The organism is Haloarchaeobius baliensis (genome assembly GCF_052060055.1).
GTDB lineage: Archaea > Halobacteriota > Halobacteria > Halobacteriales > Natrialbaceae > Haloarchaeobius > Haloarchaeobius baliensis.
In genome coordinates this window covers 935019-951297 of sequence record NZ_JBPPFR010000002.1, presented here as the reverse complement: position 1 = coordinate 951297, position 16279 = coordinate 935019, and the positions used below count along the sequence as shown (strand labels likewise).

15 protein-coding genes are annotated in these 16279 nt (G+C 68.0%); 10 read left to right on the top strand and 5 right to left on the bottom strand.

Annotated elements, in window-relative coordinates; genetic code table 11:
- The first annotated feature begins 22 nt into the window (after window positions 1-22).
- From ACSG06_RS15700 to ACSG06_RS15690, 3 genes are all read left to right on the top strand, one after another.
- On the top strand, window positions 23-2521 hold the full coding sequence (locus tag ACSG06_RS15700) for a DNA topoisomerase I (protein ID WP_440991216.1): 2499 nt from the start codon (window positions 23-25) through the stop codon (window positions 2519-2521).
- A gap of 75 nt (window positions 2522-2596) precedes the next feature.
- A complete protein-coding gene (locus ACSG06_RS15695; RefSeq protein WP_440991215.1) occupies window positions 2597-2947 on the top strand; it encodes a hypothetical protein in 351 nt (116 codons plus the stop codon).
- A 63-nt stretch (window positions 2948-3010) separates the two neighbouring features.
- On the top strand, window positions 3011-4819 hold the full coding sequence (locus ACSG06_RS15690) for a histidine kinase N-terminal 7TM domain-containing protein (RefSeq protein ID WP_440991214.1): 1809 nt from the start codon (window positions 3011-3013) through the stop codon (window positions 4817-4819).
- A 25-nt stretch (window positions 4820-4844) separates the two neighbouring features.
- Here the strand turns inward: ACSG06_RS15690 and ACSG06_RS15685 are convergent, their stop codons facing one another.
- Together ACSG06_RS15685 and ACSG06_RS15680 are read right to left on the bottom strand one after the other, a co-directional pair.
- Window positions 4845-6185: a hypothetical protein gene (locus tag ACSG06_RS15685; protein WP_440991213.1), complete on the bottom strand. Its 1341-nt coding sequence runs from the start codon at window positions 6183-6185 to the stop codon at window positions 4845-4847.
- Window positions 6172-7740, bottom strand: coding sequence for an AAA family ATPase (locus ACSG06_RS15680; RefSeq protein ID WP_440991212.1), 1569 nt, complete (start codon window positions 7738-7740; stop codon window positions 6172-6174). Before ACSG06_RS15680 ends, ACSG06_RS15685 begins: the two co-directional genes overlap by 14 nt.
- A gap of 77 nt (window positions 7741-7817) precedes the next feature.
- Here ACSG06_RS15680 and ACSG06_RS15675 point away from each other — a divergent pair, with 77 nt between their 5' ends.
- The 7 genes from ACSG06_RS15675 to ACSG06_RS15645 all read left to right on the top strand — a co-directional run bounded on the left by ACSG06_RS15675 (window position 7818) and on the right by ACSG06_RS15645 (window position 13506).
- Window positions 7818-8039 (top strand): hypothetical protein, encoded by a 222-nt coding sequence (locus ACSG06_RS15675; protein ID WP_440991211.1) that lies wholly within the window; start codon window positions 7818-7820, stop codon window positions 8037-8039.
- Window positions 8040-8104: 65 nt separating this feature from the next.
- On the top strand, window positions 8105-8695 hold the full coding sequence (dcd, locus tag ACSG06_RS15670; protein WP_440991210.1) for a dCTP deaminase: 591 nt from the start codon (window positions 8105-8107) through the stop codon (window positions 8693-8695).
- The gene (locus ACSG06_RS15665; RefSeq protein ID WP_440991209.1) at window positions 8692-9588 is read left to right on the top strand and encodes a thiamine-phosphate synthase family protein; all 897 of its coding nucleotides are present in this window, start codon (window positions 8692-8694) and stop codon (window positions 9586-9588) included. Before dcd ends, ACSG06_RS15665 begins: the two co-directional genes overlap by 4 nt.
- Entirely contained in the window at window positions 9585-10283 is a 699-nt protein-coding gene (locus ACSG06_RS15660) for a class I SAM-dependent methyltransferase (protein ID WP_440991208.1), read from the top strand. Before ACSG06_RS15665 ends, ACSG06_RS15660 begins: the two co-directional genes overlap by 4 nt.
- Window positions 10284-10335: 52 nt before the next feature.
- The gene (locus tag ACSG06_RS15655; protein WP_440991207.1) at window positions 10336-11859 is read left to right on the top strand and encodes a SagB family peptide dehydrogenase; all 1524 of its coding nucleotides are present in this window, start codon (window positions 10336-10338) and stop codon (window positions 11857-11859) included.
- A 56-nt stretch (window positions 11860-11915) separates the two neighbouring features.
- Window positions 11916-12461: a DUF4352 domain-containing protein gene (locus ACSG06_RS15650; protein WP_440991206.1), complete on the top strand. Its 546-nt coding sequence runs from the start codon at window positions 11916-11918 to the stop codon at window positions 12459-12461.
- A gap of 226 nt (window positions 12462-12687) precedes the next feature.
- Window positions 12688-13506 (top strand): hypothetical protein, encoded by an 819-nt coding sequence (locus ACSG06_RS15645; RefSeq protein ID WP_440991205.1) that lies wholly within the window; start codon window positions 12688-12690, stop codon window positions 13504-13506.
- A 6-nt stretch (window positions 13507-13512) separates the two neighbouring features.
- On the opposite strand, the gene ACSG06_RS15640 is transcribed toward ACSG06_RS15645, so the two are convergent.
- The 3 genes from ACSG06_RS15640 to ACSG06_RS15630 all read right to left on the bottom strand — a co-directional run bounded on the left by ACSG06_RS15640 (window position 13513) and on the right by ACSG06_RS15630 (window position 16244).
- Window positions 13513-14448, bottom strand: coding sequence for a sulfide-dependent adenosine diphosphate thiazole synthase (locus tag ACSG06_RS15640; RefSeq protein ID WP_440991204.1), 936 nt, complete (start codon window positions 14446-14448; stop codon window positions 13513-13515).
- A 400-nt stretch (window positions 14449-14848) separates the two neighbouring features.
- Window positions 14849-15463 (bottom strand): DUF6517 family protein, encoded by a 615-nt coding sequence (locus ACSG06_RS15635; protein ID WP_440991203.1) that lies wholly within the window; start codon window positions 15461-15463, stop codon window positions 14849-14851.
- Between the two features lies 1 nt (window position 15464).
- Window positions 15465-16244 carry a hypothetical protein gene (locus ACSG06_RS15630; protein ID WP_440991202.1) on the bottom strand — a complete coding sequence of 260 codons (780 nt, stop codon included), beginning with the start codon at window positions 16242-16244 and terminating at the stop codon, window positions 15465-15467.
- Window positions 16245-16279 lie beyond the last annotated feature (35 nt).

Here is a 16279-nt window from a genome sequence, read left to right as displayed (position 1 = left end):
ACGGACCGACCCGAGGTGGACGATGGAGCTGATAATCACCGAGAAGGACAACGCGGCGCGTCGCATCGCCGACATCCTGAGCGGCGAGTCCGCGTCCGCGGAGCGCGAGAACGGGGTGAACGTCTACCGGTGGGGCGGCAAGCGCTGCGTGGGACTGTCGGGGCACGTCGTCGGCGTGGACTTCCCGCCGGAGTACGACGACTGGCGCGACGTCGAACCCCACGAACTCATCGACGCCGAGATCCAGAAGACGCCGACGAAGGAGAACATCGTCGCGACGCTGCGCCTGCTCTCACGGAAGGCCGACAAGGTCACCATCGCGACTGACTACGACCGCGAGGGCGAGCTCATCGGCAAGGAGGCCTACGAGATCGTCCGCGAGGTGAACGAGGACGTGCCCGTCGACCGGGTGCGCTACTCCTCCATCACCCAGCGAGAGGTGACCGACGCCTTCGCCGAACCCGACGAGCTCGACTTCGACCTCGCGGCGGCCGGCGAGGCCCGGCAGGTCATCGACCTCGTGTGGGGCGCGGCGCTGACGCGGTTCCTCTCGCTGTCTGCACGCCAGCTCGGCGAGGACTTCATCTCGGTGGGGCGAGTGCAGTCCCCCACCCTCAAACTCATCGTCGACCGCGAGCGCGAGATCGACGCGTTCGACCCCGAGGACTACTGGGAGCTCTTCGCCGATCTCGCACCCGACGACGAGGAGAGCGCGTTCGAGGCGCAGTACTACTACCTCGACGAGGACGACAACGAGGCCGAACGCGTCTGGGACGAGGACGTCGCCGACGCGGTGTTCGAGGACCTGTCCGGTGCGGCGAGCGCGACCGTCACGGACGTCGACCGCCGGAGCCGGACCGACAGTCCGCCCGCGCCGTTCAACACCACGCAGTTCATCCGGGCGGCCAGCTCGCTGGGCTACTCGGCCAAGCGCGCGATGAGCATCGCCGAGGACCTCTACACCGCCGGCTTCATCACCTACCCGCGGACCGACAACACGGTCTACCCGGACGACCTCGACGAGGAGGAGCTGCTCGACGACTTCGTCGGCCACTCCGAGCTCGGCGAGAGCGCCGAGGCGCTGCTCGAACTCGAGGACATCGAGCCCACCCAGGGTGACGAGGAGACGACCGACCACCCGCCCATCCATCCGACGGGCGAGATCCCGGTGCGGGGCAGCGACGTGACCGACGACGAGTGGGAGGTGTACGAGCTCGTCGTCCGGCGGTTCTACGCGACCTGTGCCGAGCCCGCCGAGTGGGAGCACCTCAAGGTCGTCGCCGACGTGGGCGAGCACCGCCTGAAGGCCAACGGGAAGCGCCTCGTCGACCCCGGCTACCACGCGGTCTACCCGTACTACAGCACCAATGAGAACTACGTCCCCGACGTCGACGTCGACGACGAGCTCGCCATCGAGGACGTCCGGCTGGAGGCGAAGCAGACCCAGCCGCCCCGGCGCTACGGCCAGTCGCGGCTCATCGAGACGATGGAGAAGATGGGCATCGGGACGAAGGCCACCCGCCACGAGACCATCGAGAAGCTGTACGACCGCGGCTACATCGAGAACGACCCGCCCCGGCCGACCGCGCTCGCCGAGGCCGTCGTCGAGGCCGCGGAAGCGTTCGCCGACCACATCGTCAGCGAGGAGATGACCGCACAGCTCGAGCAGGACATGGACCGCATCGCGAAGGGCGAGGTCAGCTACGACGACGTCACCGAGGAGTCCCGCGAGATGCTCGAACAGGTGTTCGAGGAGCTCCGTGACTCCCGCGAGGAGATCGGCGACCACCTCCAGAAGAGCCTCAAGGCCGACAAGCGCCTCGGCCCGTGCCCCGAGTCCGACCACGACCTGCTCGTGCGTCGCTCCCGGCGCGGTTCGTACTTCGTCGGCTGCGACGGCTACCCCGACTGCGACTACACCCTGCCGCTGCCCTCGACCGGGAAGCCGCTCATCCTCGAGGAGACCTGCGAGGACCACGGCCTCCACGAGGTGAAGATGCTCGCAGGCCGCCAGACGTTCGTCCACGGCTGCCCGCAGTGCAAGGCCGACGAGGCCGGCGAGGGTCCCGCCATCGGGCCGTGCCCGGACTGTTCCGAGGACGAGGGTGGCGAGCTCGCCGTCAAGACGCTGCGGAACGGCTCCCGGCTGGTCGGCTGCAAGCGCTACCCCGACTGCGACTACTCCGTCCCGCTCCCCCGTCGCGGCGACATCGAGGTGCAGGAGGAGGTCTGCGACGAGCACGACGTCCACGCGCTGCACGTCGTCTACGAGGACGACGACCGGGAGCCATGGGAGCTCGGCTGCCCCATCTGCAACTACCGCGAGTACCAGGAGCGCGAGAGCGAGTCCGGCACCGACCTGGAGTCGCTCGACGGCATCGGCGCCGCCACCGCCGAGAAGCTCAAGCAGGCCGGCATCGAGAGCATCGACGACCTGAAGGAGGCAGACCCGGACAGCGTCGCCGGCGACGTCCAGGGCGTCAGTTCGGACCGCGTCCGGGACTGGCAGGCGAAGGCGTAACGCCTCGCCAGCCAACACGTTAGCCAGCTATCGTAGGGGCAGCGTATTTCGGGTGTGCCGTCGAACTCCTGAGATATGGTGTCAGTCATCGGCTCCGTCGTCTCGTTCGTCGTGGCACTCCTGGTCGGCGGCCTCGCCATCTACGTGGCCGCCCGCGTCGTCGCAGACGTCGACGACTACAGCCACGCCGTCGTCACCGCACTCGTCGGCGCAATCGCCTGGGCGCTCGGCTCGCTCGTCCCGCTGTTCGGTGTGCTCGTCGCACTGCTCGCGTGGATCTGGGTCATCAACTGGCGCTACCCCGGCGGCTGGACGAACGCCGCCATCATCGGGTTCGTCGCCTGGGTCGCCGCCACGCTCATCATCTACCTGCTGAACGTGGTGTTCGACCTCGGGGTCGAAGCGTTCGGGGTCCCGGGGGCGTAGATCCGCCCGACACCGGCCAGAGTGATTAAAGCCCCCAGAGACGTACGCTGAACGAACAGGTCGATGGAACTACAGCTTCAGTGGGTCCTCCTGCCGCTTCTCGTCACCACGGTGTTCTGCCTCGGTACTGCGATCTACATCGCCCACGAAGCGTCCCGGGACCGCTCCAAGCGCGCACTCAATCGTGCCAACGTGGCCCAGAGCGTCGTCCTGGTGACACTCTCGCTCCAGGCGTTCGGCCAGCTGGTCACCGTGTCGGGGACGACCGAACCGGTGATGGTCACCGGGATGTACCTGACGCTGCTGGCGTCGATGTGGGCCGCCCTGAGCTGGTTCGTGTTCGCGTCGCTGTACACCGGCCGCGAGCACTGGCTCACCCGTCATTCGGTCGGGCTCCTGACCGCGGGCGCCGTGTTCGGGACCGTGCTCACGCTCAGCGACCCGCTCCACGGCCGCGTCCTCGCCGACACCGCCGTCCGGAGCGCCGGCTCCGACCGCGTGCTCGACTACCGACTCGCCCTCGGCGCGTGGTACGCCGGCGTCTACACCTGGACCGTCTCGTCCGTGGCCATCTGGCTCCTCTTCCGGAAGTTCCTCACCTCGCGCAACGTCTACCGGAAGATCGCGTTCTTCCACGTCGTCGGCGGGACGATACTCAGCGCCGCCACCTTCGTCTCCAGCATCGGCCTGAGTCCCCTCCCCTACCTCGTCCTCGGGCCCGCCGCGTTCGCCCTCGTCATCGTCGTCGTCGCACCGACCGTCGTCAGCTCACGGTACCTGCGCCTCATCCCCATCGAGCGGCTGTTCGGTGTGCTCGGGGAGCGGTTCCGGAACCTCTCGCCGATGGCACGGGACACCATCATCGAGACGATGGGCAACGGCATCCTCGTCCTCGACCACGACAACCGCATCGTCGACCTCAACCCGATGGGCCGCCGGATGATCGGCGCGACGGACAGCCGCGTCGTGGGCCGCCCCCTCACCGACGCCCTCCCCGAATCCGCGATCCTGACCGACGACACCAGCTTCTTCGACCCCGCGGTGACCGACGCCGAGTTCCAGGGCGTCTGGGTCGAGACCGACGACGGCACGCAGCGCTGTTTCGACGTCTCCATCACCGGACTCGGCCCCCCGGACGAGCCCGCCGGCCGGGTCGCCCTCATCAGCGACGTCACCGACCGGGAACGTCGCAAGCAGATGCTCGGACGACGCACCGACGAGCTCGAGCGCCAGAACGAGCAGCTCGACCAGTTCGCGGGCGTCGTCAGCCACGACCTCCGCAACCCGCTGAACGTCGCCCGTGGCTACCTCGGAACCGTCGATGGGAACGAGGCGGCCGTCGCCGAGGTCGACCAGTCCCTCGCCCGCATGGAGGCCATCATCGACGACGTGCTCACGCTCGCCCGCGAGGGCCGTAGCCTCGGCGAGACCGAAGCGGTCGACCTCGAAAGCCTCGCCCGCGAAGCGTGGGGGAACGTCGCGACCGGCGACGCCGAGCTGGTCGTCGACGGGAGCGCCTCGTTCGCGGCCGACCCCGACCGACTGCTCAGCCTGTTCGAGAACCTGTTCCGCAACGCCCGCGACCACGCCGGCCCCGGCGTCACCGTGACGGTCGACACCACCGAGACGGGCTTCTCCGTCGCCGACGACGGCCCCGGTATCCCGGCCGAACTGCGCGACGAGGTCTTCGAGTTCGGCTACACCACCGCCGACTGCGGCACCGGCTTCGGGCTCGCCATCGTGACCCAGGTGGCCGACGCCCACGGCTGGGACAGCGACGTGGCCGAGAGCGAGGCCGGCGGGGCACGGTTCGTGTTCGACACCGCCGACAGGGGCATCGACGCCGTCGAGGTCTCCTCGCTGCGGGAGTAAGGAGTTCGTCGAGGCTCTGCTCCGCTCAGTCGAAGACCATAGTCAGCACTCGACGCAGTTGCGCTTCTATCTCGCTCGCCTGCAGTATCTTGATGCTCCGCTGCTCCTCTATCGGCGCGGTCTCCTCGTCGTCGATGTCCTGTACCACGAGTACACCGTTCCATCCGGAGCCGAAGAATCCATCATCGTACACGAACTCGCCGTCTTGCCGCAGGAAGGCGAGGTACTCGAGTGTCTCCCTGATTCCCTGCTTGACAGTCTCGACCCGCGTCGAGTGCTTGACCTCGGTTACGAGGTACTCGCGTGTCTGATCCGTCTCGATTTCGAGGACGATGACGTCCGGTCGCCCCGTCACGCTCCGGAACTCGCGGTCGCGGAAGTACGTCCCAGCCACCTCGCGCGCCTCGCGCTGGACCTGTTCAGTCCGAGAGAGCTCGTCATCTCCCTTCTCGAACGGGTCGGGTTCGAAGGAGAGGTCTCTGTCCGCCGCCGAACTGTCGTGGTAGAGGACGACGGATTCCGATCCGGTGTCGAGCCTGGCGACGGCCTGCGAGGCGGAGTCGATAGTCTCGACAGTGAACCGTTCGTCGCGGAGTTCCTCGATGGCAGCGACGTACCGGAACAGTACGTAGAGTTCGAACAAGGTCTCGTCGTCATCGGGTGTGATGGCAGTCCGCTCGAGGAGGTCGCGAATCGCCGCCTCGTCGGCGTCGAGGCTCCGACGGTGCGTTCGCAGCAGGTCAGCAGCCTCTCGATACACCGGGGCGCGTGCCGTCTCCGCCCGCTCCAGCATCCGCTCGGTCGGTTCGTACGCCTTCGGGTCCCGAATCCGGGTGACGTGGACGTTCCGCTCGAACACTCGACGCATCTCTTCGACGAGTTCACCGTTCTCACGCCAGCGTTGCGTTACCCAATCGTAGCCTCGCTCCACGAACGGCTCGATATCCTCGAGCGTACGGTAGACGAGCGCGAGCAGCCGCTTCAGGACGAGGTTCTCGGCCACGTCGTAGTTCTCGTATCGTTTCTCGCAGACGAACAGCGCCCCGTCGTTCGGGTTCCGAGCGTGTCGGGTCCTGATCGTCGACTGCCAGTCGACCCGTCCATCGACGCTCCCTCTCGTGGTCTCGGAGACATCCTTCGTCTGCGTCTTGACGCTTCGGAGCCGTTTCGGGAGTGCCTCGACGAACTCTACTACGTCGGACCGAAGCACGAAGTGAAGCCGGACGAGCGACTCGAAGTCTGTGAATCGTTCGTCCAGTCCATCCGGCCGAATCTCACTGACGAGATGACGTTCCGGGATGTTACCGTGCATGACGTACGCGAGTACGTCTTCACTCAGTGCGTCGACGAGTTCAGCTCGGTCCATCGAGCGTCACCTGTAACACGTCACGGCCAAGCCGTTCCAGTCGTTTCGAATCGACATCGTCGAGCCGACTCAGCGCCTCGACGACTCGTTCCCGACGTGGGACGCCCTCCAGCTGCGGGAACACGTGATTCGCGATGGCGTGAGTGAGCGTCCGTGGCCGATGGGTCGGTGGAACCTCGGAGACCTGTGCGAGGATGTCTTCGACGATGGCCGGTCCGATCTTCCGATCCTCTATCGTCGTGTTGGCGACGTGCCACACCTTCGCGACTGACCGAGCCGTTTCCTCGTCCACATCGAGTCCCCAGACGTCGGCGTAGGTCGAGACGAGTTCGCCCCCTGCAGTTTCGTCCGTGGGGACCACCGGCGCGTCGACGTGGATGAACGAGAACCGACGCATGAACGCGTAGGACATCTCGTACAGCGATGTCTTGTCGTAGCTGTTCATCGTGGCCAGTAGGCGCCAGGACTCCGGCACCACGTATTCGGTCGCGGCTGGGTCGGAACCAGCGTCCAGTTCATCTGCCGGTGTGATCGTGATCTCCGTCCCGTCACGTTTGAACGGAAGCTGCACAGACTGTCCGGACAGCAGCGTGAACAACTGTCCGAACGCCTTGTCTATGTCGGCGCGGTTCACCTCGTCGATGACGAGGAGATCGTTCTGCTGTCGCCCATCCCGCTTGAAGCACCGGAGTACCTGTCCGGCCTCGAACGAGAGCCGGTCCCCGCCGTCCTCGTCCGGCATGTAGCCACCGACGGTCTCGAACGTCGACCAGTCCGCCGTCGCGGTCGTCGTCTGAGAACCCGTGAACACCTCGGGGTGTTCCTCGACGAGGTACTCACAGGTCAGCCTGGCTATCTCCGTCTTCCCGGTTCCCGGTGGCCCGGTGAAGACGACGTGTTTGCCCGCGTTCAACGCCGCATTCAGCTGTTCGACGATATCCGTCAGCTGGTCGTCCGGGTAGTGGAGGGCGTCGAACACGGATTCCGGCACCTCGTACTCGGGGTCGGCCGACACGTCGATCTCCGATCTCTGGGCAGGGCCATCCGTTCCGACGTCGCCGTCTCCGTACACCAGTTCCTCGATAGAGCCGTACCTTCCCCTGAGACCACCGACACCCATCTCGTTCAGCGTCTGGAACCCCATCACGTAGCTGATATCGTGACCGGCGAGGTCGTGGAGAATCGAGGAGTCAAGATCAAGCTCGACCGGCTCTTCGAGGTAGATGATGCAGATCCAGGGGTCGTCGTCACCGTGGTTCGGCCAGATATCCCGCCCGAGTGGTTCGTTCCGCTCTGTCGCAATCACCTCTGCGGCCTGCTCGTAGCGCCCATCCCGGTAGAAGAAGAGGAAGTCTCCAGGTTCGATCTTCCGCCAGCTGCCGGCAACGCTGTCCTTCGTTCCCCACAGTCGGACCCGTTCGCTCTCGAACGTCCTCTCACTGTGGTCATGGATTCGATGCGCATCGATACCGTCCAGGACAGTCCGCTCGAAGTTCTCTCGGGCAACGTCGTTGCCGTAGGGCGCGAGAAATACCTTCGGCCCGTCGTATCCCATGAACGGACCTTGCCGGACAGCGACTTAAAATCACCCGCCGACGAGGGTTTATCCGAGAAAACGGCCCAAACCCGGCGATGGAGACATACCGACACGACGAAGCGACCTGTCCGCGCTGTCTGGCTGCCCTCTACTACGGAACGAAAGCCGAGCCGTCCTGCTGGAAGGTCTACTATCTCTGTTCGGACTGCGACTGGGAGGCGATGGCTGGACGTGTCGATCGCGCGGCCATCTCCCATCAGGACGAACTGTGGGAACGAGCCGAGAACCTCGGTGAGCGGTGGGTGAACAGTGCGTAGCAGACCTGCCAGCCTTCGACCACCAATCGAGAACCTTTACCCGCCCCCCGATGGACACTCACAGCATGATACTCTCGGACGCGGACATCCTGCGACGGCTCGAGACGGGCGACCTGGTCGTCGAACCGCTCGAAGACGTCGACCTGCAGGTGCAGCCGGCGAGCATCGACCTGCGGCTGGGGCGGGAGTTCCTGGAGTTCCAGCGGACGAACATCCCGTGCATCCACCCGAACTCGGAGAGCGAGGTCGACGAGTACGTCAGCGAGACGGTCGTCGACCCCGAGGAGGAGTTCATCCTGCACCCGGGCGACTTCGTGCTGGGGACGACGAAGGAGCGCGTGGAGATCCCGGCGGACCTCATCGCCCACGTCGAGGGGCGGTCGTCGCTGGGGCGGCTCGCGGTGGTCGTCCACGCGACGGCGGGCCTGTGTGACCCCGGGTACCGCGGCCAGATCACGCTCGAGCTCTCCAATCTGGGGAGCGCGCCGGTCGCGCTGACGCCGGGGATGCGCATCTCACAGCTGACGTTCACGGAGCTGAAGACGCCGGCGGAGCGCCCCTACGGCTCTGAGCGCGGGTCGAAGTACCAGGACCAGACCGGCCCCCAGGCCTCGAAGATTCAAGGGGATCACGAGTTTAGTGGAGACCAGAAATGAGATTCGTCGAGGAGATCGTCGTCGACGAGTTCCTCCCCACGTTCAGGTCGATGCTCGCGGAGGACCTGCGCGAGCGCGGGTTCACCCAGAGCGAGGTGGCGGAGGCGCTCGGCATCAGCCAGTCGGCGGTGTCGAAGTACGCCCACGGCGACGTGACCCGACGACAGGAGTTCGTCGACGACGAGCGCGTGAAGGAGCTGGTCGAGCGGATCGGCGAGGGGCTCGCGTCTGGGACGATGCGGCCCGTACAGGCGCTCGTCGAGGCGGAGGTGGTCATCCGCCAGCTCGAGCGCGGTGACCTGCTGGCGGCGATGCACCGCGACCAGATGCCGGAGCTGGCGGAGTACGGTGCGGAGTTCGCCATCCACGACCCGGACAGCGACCTGCGCAGCGCCGAGCGGGTGCTGTCGTCGCTGCGGCGCGGCCTGCGCGTGCTGGAGAACACGAGCGGGTTCGCGGGGCTCATCCCGAACGTGGGCTCGAACCTGGTGGCGTGTACGCCCGACGCCGAGACCATCGACGACGTGGCCGGTGTGCCGGGCCGCATCGTCGACGTGAAGGGCCGGGCGACGATCCCGGCAGAACCCGAGTTCGGGGTCAGCGAGTACGTCGCGAGCGTGCTGCTGGCGGCGCGCGCTGCCGGGAGCGACGTGAACGCCGCGGCGAACATCCGCTACGACCCGGACCTGGTCGACGCGCTGGCGGCGGAGGGCCACGTGACCGCGGCGTTCGAGAGCGAGGCCGACGTGTCGACCGGCGTCGCGGCGGCGCTGGCCGAGCACCCGGACGCGACGGTGCTCTACCAGACCGGCGAGGTGGGTATCGAGCCCATCTGCTACGTCCTGGGCGACGACCCCGTCTCCGTGGCGGAGACCATCCGCGCGCTCACATGAGCCACGCTGACGGCGACTCGTCGGCCACGGACGGCACCGAAGCAGCACGAGCGTTCTACGGCCAGTGGGCGGGGCTCTACGACCTGCTCGCGACGTACGTGCCCGGGGTCGGCGAGCTCCGCGGCCGTGGTGCGCAGGCCCTCGACCTCGACCGGGGCGACACCGTCGTCGAGATGGGCTGTGGCACGGGCGCGAACCTGCCGTACCTGCGCGAGCAGGTCGGCCCCGAAGGCACCGTCGTCGGCGTGGACTACACGCGCGGGATGCTCGACCGCGCGGGCGAGCTCGTCGACCGGAAGGGCTGGGAGAACGTCCACCTCGTCCACGGCGATGCGACCGCACCGCCCGTCGCGGGCCCGGTCGACGGCGTGCTCGCGACGTTCGTCTCGGGGATGCTCACCGACCCCGCTACGGCCGTCGACGGCTGGTGCGACCTCGCGCCCGACGGGACGGTCGTGCTCGTGGATATGGCGCTCTCGGACGACCCGCGGGCCGCGCCGGTGAACACGCTCTTCCGCGCGCTGACGGTGCTGTCGACGCCGCCGACGCTCAGACTCCGGTACGACCCACCGCCGCACGAGCTGCTTCGCGAGCGCGTCGAGGCGGCCCGCGGGGCGCTGGTGGACCGAGCGCGGGCGAGCCATCGAGGGGAGCGCGTGCTCGGCATCGTCCGGTTGACCGGCGGACGGTTGTGAAGGAGCAACACGCCACGAAAAGCGCTTTACTCGGGGCCGGAAACTGGTGGATGTGACCGACGCCCGCGAGTACCACGAACGCACGAAGCACACGCCTCGACAGTTCCGGGAGATGGACTTCGAACTGGACTTCGACAACCAGCCGCGGCCGTCGAAGGTGTACGCCGACCTGCCCCGGCAGTCGCTCGGTGCCGTGGTCGACCCGCCGCCGACGCCGACGCTTGCTGCGGTCGCCTCCGCGACCGCCGACCCGGCCGGTCGGTCCGACACGGCGATGGGAGGCGACGACCTCACGACGGTCTGTCACTACGCGAACGGTGTGACGAAGACGCTGGAGCGCGGAGGGCAGGAGGTCGCCTTCCGGGCCGCCTCCTGCACGGGGAAGCTCTATCACGTCGACTGCTACGCGGTCTGTGGCGACCTCGGCGGGGTCGACGCCGGCGTCTACCAGTACGACCCCGAGAGCGACGCGTTCCACGTGCTCCGCGAGGGCGACTATCGTGGCGTGCTCGCGGCGGCGGCCGGCGGGCAGGCGGGCGTCGCCGAGGCTCCGGTCACCGTCGTCGCGACGTCGACCTGGTGGCGCAACGCCTGGAAGTACCGCGACCGCACCTACCGGCACGCGTTCTGGGACTCGGGCTCCGTCATCGCGAACCTGCTCGCGGTCGCCCACGCCGGCGGCCGACGCGCCGAGGTGGTGGCGGGATTCGCCGACAGACCGGTCGTCGATCTGCTCGGTCTCGACCCCGAGGACGAGGGGACGCTCGCGCTGGTGCCGGTCGGTGCCGGCGACCCGGTCCCCGACGCACCGACGGTCGACCGCATCGACCCCGCGGTCGTGCTCGACTCCGATCCGGTCGACTACCCGCTCGTCCACGAGGCGTGGGCCGAGAGCACGCTCGCCGACGGCGACGCGGCACGGGCGTGGCGCCGACGGTTCCCCGACGACGCGAGTGCCGGGCTCGGGACCCACGCACCGGGTGACGGCGACCGTGTCGACCTCGACCCGGTCGACGCCGAGACTGCCTCGGCCCGCCCGGTCGGGAACACCATCCGTCGCCGCGGCTCCTCGCGCGAGTACAGTCACGACGCCATCAGCGACCGGCTGTTCGCGACGGTGCTCGACCGCGCGCTCGCCGGCGTTCCGACCGACTGCTTCGACGGCGGCGACGGCGTGCTCGACCACTACTGTCTCGTCCACGGCGTCGACGACATCCCCTCGGGGGCGTACCAGTACCACCCCGACGAGGGCTGCCTCGAACGCCTCGGCGACACCGACAGGGAGACCGCTGGCGACCTCGCCGCCGGCCAGGCCGTCGTCGGCGACGCCGCGGTGAACGTCTACACGATGGCCGACGTGGACGCGCTCGTCGACCGGTTCGGGAACCGCGGCTACCGGCTCGCCCAGCTCCAGGCCGGTGTCGAACTCGGTCGGCTCTACCTCGCCAGCTACGCCCATCGGCGACTCGGCGGCCGCGGGTTCACCTTCTTCGACGACCTCGTCACCGACCACCTCTCGCCGCGCGCGGCGAACCAGACGCCGATGACGCTCTTCGCGTTCGGCCAGCCGGCCTGAGTGGGTGTGTCACAGAGAGGCACAAGAACTATCGCAGACTGATACGTCGGTGGCGTATGCAAACGAACCGGTACGTCGCCGTCGGCCTCGCAGTCGTCCTCTGCCTGTCGCTCGCGGGCTGTACGGACGACTTCGGCGGCGGCAGCGAGGACTCGTACGGCATCGGCGAGACGGCAGAGCTCGGACAGGAGAACACGACCATCGCGGTCACGGTCGACGACTTCCGGTTCGCGGAGTCCTACGATGCTGCCGACGGCTCCGGCGGCACGCAGACCGTCACCGCGCCGAACGGCGAGCAGTTCCTCTTCGTGAAGGTGACCGTCGAGAACGTCGGGAACGAGGACGGTGCGACGCCGGCGGTCTCGATGCGGCCGCGGAACACCACCGCCAGCGACCCCCAGGGAGCGCCGACGTGGGCCAGCGACGGCCTGTACCGGAGCATCCGGCCGCTGCCGACCGGCGAGTCGCGGACCGGCTGGGTCCGTGCGACCGTTGCCGACAACGTGACCGACGCCGACGTCGAGGTCGCCTTCTCGACCGACATCCTCGTCACCTCCGGCGAGTACAAGTGGCTGCTCGTGCCGAACGACGACGAGGAGTGAAGGGGTTCTTCTGTCACCCGCGGGATGGGATTTTTGTGTGCCCTCGATGTAGTGAGAGACGTTACTGTCCCCGATGACCGACCGCAACCACCGAGACCCTCCACCGTCCCACAGTCGGCGGCGTCTGCTGGCAGGGCTGGCGAGTGGTGCGGCGGTCAGTCTCTCCGGCTGTGCGGCCTTCTCTCCGGGTATTTCGGGGGGCCCGGTCGCCGAGGTGAGCCTGAACATGCGGGAGACCGACGCCGCCGGTGTCGCCCGGGAGCTGGTCGACAGCGACTACGGCGAGCACCGCTCACTCGTCAGCGAGGCGGTGCGAGAGGACGCCTCCACGGTCGAGTCCGTGCATCCGCCGCTTTCGAGCGGGACGGTGCTGATCTACGACGACGTCGTGTACGCGCTGACGTTCGAGGTCGTCGACAGCCAGCCGGCGACGACCTACTCGCTCGCCGTCGACGACGTCGACTGGACCGGGGTCTCCGGCGACGGGCCCTCGATTCAGTTCTCGGAACTCCCCCCGGTCGACCGGGAGAAGCTCGCGGCACGAGGGCTCGGCGAGCCGCCGACAAGTCTCGGCGTCGGCGCACCGACGCTCTACACCGAATCCGAAGAAGAGTCGTCCGTCCTCGTGCCGGAGCCCGAGTACCGGATCATCGAGTGGGAGGACGACGCCGGACGGCTGCGAATCCTCGGGCAGCATCCCTCTCCAATCGAGACGCTCCGATACACCGCAGACGAGGTCGCAGCATCACCGGCGGCGTACGGCCAGCGATTCATCGACGAGCACGCCTTCCAGTTGACCAGTCTCTCGGACGAGGAACGGCGGATAGTCGAGAACGCCTTCTACAGACGGCGGGCCTACACCGTCGCCGACGATGAATCCATCACCGACGCCGTCCGTTCGCTGGTGGCACGGTTCCGCCCCCGCGAGTCGCTCAGGCAGTCGGGTGACGACATGTCCGGGACCTATCTCGTGTGGTACGATGGCTCGCTGTACTGGACACAGCTCCACGTGAGCGACGAGTTCGACTCCACGACCGAGGGCTGACGGGCCCTAGTCGTCAGCCGGGACCTTGGTCTGCGAGTCCGAGAGCGTCACGGGCTCGACGTCCTTGTCGAGCTCGTCCAGCGCGACCTGTGCGGCCTTCTTCCCGGAGACGAGCATCGCGCCGAAGGTGGGCCCCATGCGCGGGAGGCCGTAGGCGGTCGCGACGGCCATGCCACTCGCGACGAGGCCCTCGTGGACCAGTCCGGTGTGCTCGACGACCTCGTCCTCGCTGCGGCCGACCCACATGGAGTCGTGGCCGGGCGAGTCGTGGCCGGGCGCGCCGTAGCTGTCGTCGCCGGTCTGGTCCATGACCTGCCCGCGCTCGTTGGCGGCCTGGATGCCCGGCGCGTCGAGCACGCCGCGCTCGTCGAGCTTGTTGATGGCCATCGCGTCGTGGCCCGTGGAGTCGATGACGAGGTCGGCCTCGACGGCGACCGGGTCGACGCAGGTGATCTCGCGGGGGAGCGCGTGGACCGGCGTGTAGTTCATCACGATGCCGGAGACGCGGTGGTCCTCCCGCACGACGATGTCCGTGAACTCGGTCATGTTCTGCATCTTCGCGCCGGCGTCGCACGCGGCCTTGATGAGTCCCGAGCAGGCCTCCGGCCCGTTGGCGACGTACAGCCCGTCCACGTCGCCCGCCTCGTCGTACTCCACGTCGAGGTCGTCGAGGATGCCCTGCGCCGGGTCGCGCACGGTGACCTTGTTCATGAGGAAGCCGCCGAGCCAGAAGCCGCCGCCGAGGTAGTTGTTCTTCTCGACGACCATGACCTTCACACCGCGCTCGGCGAGCTCCTTCGCGGCAGTGAGCCCGGACGGGCCGCCACCGACGATGATGACCTCGCTGTCCGTGAAGTCGAGGAACTCCTCGCTCCACTCCTGGCCGATTGCGCGCGTTACCTCCGCTTCGCCGACGTCCGCGAACGAGTCGAAGTCCTCCATACAACCTAGTGGTACCACTTGGGTGTAAAAGGTGTTCCGGTCCGTGAATGCTGTTGTTGACCCGAGTCCGGTCGGGGATCGAACTGCTGCAGATGATGACAGCCAGAAAGCCCCCGCATCGAAGTTGGACGCTTGAACCGAGAACAGCCAGAAAGCCCCCGCGTTCTCGCCGCCTGCAACTCGCTGCGGTCCTCGCTCCGCTGCGGTCCTTGCATCGTTTCGGCTGGCGAGAACGCGGCCCCTTTCAGTCCCACCCACCGCAACCGCACCGTACCTCACACCTCCCCAGCCTCCTGCGATGCTCACTTCGTTGCGCTTCTCGTCCCTCGCGCGGATGGCTCACGGCCTCGCAGGGCTCGGCACGCTCGCCAGCCGCGCGCCACGGTGGCATGTGCAGAATCTACGCCGACCGAAGCACCGACAACAGCTCGTTCCGGTAGCTGCCGGGGTCGTCGGCGACGCCGGAGGCGACGGCGTCGAGTCCGTCGGTCGGGTAGACACCGCCGGCGAGGCGGAACTGGCCGTCGTCCAGCCAGACCGAGAGCCAGCCCTCGACGGTGACTTCGGCGTCGGCCGGCAGGTCCAGATCGCCGTCGAGCACGTCCGGCAGCGGGAACGTGGCCTCGTACCGGGTGAGTCGGGTACGGGACCCGTTCCGGGTCCGCATGCGCTCGCCCCGGCCGCGTTCGACGTTCCGGAAACCGCGCTCGCGGAGGTCGTCGGCGAACTCGCGGCGGGCCGAGGAGACGACGGTCGGGAACAGCGACGCCGGGCCGATACCGGGCGTCAGCGGCGGCTGGAAGGAGAGCTGCGTCGCGAAGCAGAAGCGCCAGGGCTGGTCGAGCGCGCCGTCGGTCGCCTCGCGGACCGCCGCGCGGAGGTCGGCATCCTCGTAGAGCCGGGTCGCGCCGAGCACCCGGACGGTCGCGAGGTCGAACACGACCTCGGTGGACTCCTCCGTCAGCCGCCAGCCGTCGCCGTCGGGCGCGAGGGCGGGGTACGACGACGCCGACATCTCAGGCCTCGCGGAGCTCGGTGGTACCGTCGGCCGTGTGGACCGTGCCGGCACCTTCGACGACGACCGCCCACGAGGTGACGAGCGAGCCGTCGTCGAAGACGTGCTCGGGGACGAGCGGCATCGCGACCGGCTCGAAGCCGTGCTCCCGCATGGCCTTGATCGTGCCGAATCGACCGAGTTCGCCGCCCCAGCGGTCGTACACGTGGAACGCCTTGTCGCCGCCGCGCTTGTACGACAGCGGGAAGGCGTCGGCCGGCGGGCACGCGAGGGCGTCGACGTCGTCGAACCGCGCGAGCACCTCGCTCCCGTCTTCGAGCACCACCTGCTTGCGGTCGGAGCCGGTTCGCTCGCCAGCGTCGGCCGCCGGTGGGTCGACCTCGTACCAGACGGGGTCCCCCGCCGGCGCCAGCGCGTAGTGGCCGTTCGCGAGCGGGACGCGGTCGGGGCCGTCGTAGAAGGTCCGGCACCGCGTGTCGTCCTCCGCCGCGACGCAGTACGGGCTGTCGAGAACCCCGACGACGGCGGCGAGGGCGTCGACGTCCGTGACGACGAACAGCGCGTCGTGCCCGTGTGCCAGGACCGACGCGAACTGCGGGACCAGCGCGGCCGGGTCGGTATCCCGGTCGTCGAGCGTGACGACCTCCACCGGCCGGTCGGTGCCGGTGAGTCGTCGGGTCGCGCCGTGTGGTTCGCCCACCACGGCGTGGCTCTCTGTTCGTAGCTCGTAGCCAGCCCGCTCCAGGATCGCCGTCCCGTGGTCGTGTTCGTCCCGAACCATGTGAGTAGTTGGCACTCGGGACGCTTGAACGTTCG

What these genes read in the sequence shown, in the direction of transcription:
- ACSG06_RS15665 (WP_440991209.1), top strand. Translation starts at nt 8,692, where the DNA reads ATGAGATTCGTCGAGGAGATCGTCGTCGACGAGTTCCTCCCCACGTTC.
- ACSG06_RS15630 (WP_440991202.1), bottom strand. Translation starts at nt 16,244, where the DNA reads ATGGTTCGGGACGAACACGACCACGGGACGGCGATCCTGGAGCGGGCT.
- ACSG06_RS15680 (WP_440991212.1), bottom strand. Translation starts at nt 7,740, where the DNA reads ATGGGATACGACGGGCCGAAGGTATTTCTCGCGCCCTACGGCAACGAC.
- ACSG06_RS15635 (WP_440991203.1), bottom strand. Translation starts at nt 15,463, where the DNA reads ATGTCGGCGTCGTCGTACCCCGCCCTCGCGCCCGACGGCGACGGCTGG.
- ACSG06_RS15695 (WP_440991215.1), top strand. Translation starts at nt 2,597, where the DNA reads ATGGTGTCAGTCATCGGCTCCGTCGTCTCGTTCGTCGTGGCACTCCTG.
- ACSG06_RS15650 (WP_440991206.1), top strand. Translation starts at nt 11,916, where the DNA reads ATGCAAACGAACCGGTACGTCGCCGTCGGCCTCGCAGTCGTCCTCTGC.
- ACSG06_RS15660 (WP_440991208.1), top strand. Translation starts at nt 9,585, where the DNA reads ATGAGCCACGCTGACGGCGACTCGTCGGCCACGGACGGCACCGAAGCA.
- ACSG06_RS15685 (WP_440991213.1), bottom strand. Translation starts at nt 6,185, where the DNA reads ATGGACCGAGCTGAACTCGTCGACGCACTGAGTGAAGACGTACTCGCG.
- ACSG06_RS15640 (WP_440991204.1), bottom strand. Translation starts at nt 14,448, where the DNA reads ATGGAGGACTTCGACTCGTTCGCGGACGTCGGCGAAGCGGAGGTAACG.
- dcd (WP_440991210.1), top strand. Translation starts at nt 8,105, where the DNA reads ATGATACTCTCGGACGCGGACATCCTGCGACGGCTCGAGACGGGCGAC.
- ACSG06_RS15645 (WP_440991205.1), top strand. Translation starts at nt 12,688, where the DNA reads ATGCGGGAGACCGACGCCGCCGGTGTCGCCCGGGAGCTGGTCGACAGC.
- ACSG06_RS15675 (WP_440991211.1), top strand. Translation starts at nt 7,818, where the DNA reads ATGGAGACATACCGACACGACGAAGCGACCTGTCCGCGCTGTCTGGCT.
- ACSG06_RS15700 (WP_440991216.1), top strand. Translation starts at nt 23, where the DNA reads ATGGAGCTGATAATCACCGAGAAGGACAACGCGGCGCGTCGCATCGCC.
- ACSG06_RS15690 (WP_440991214.1), top strand. Translation starts at nt 3,011, where the DNA reads ATGGAACTACAGCTTCAGTGGGTCCTCCTGCCGCTTCTCGTCACCACG.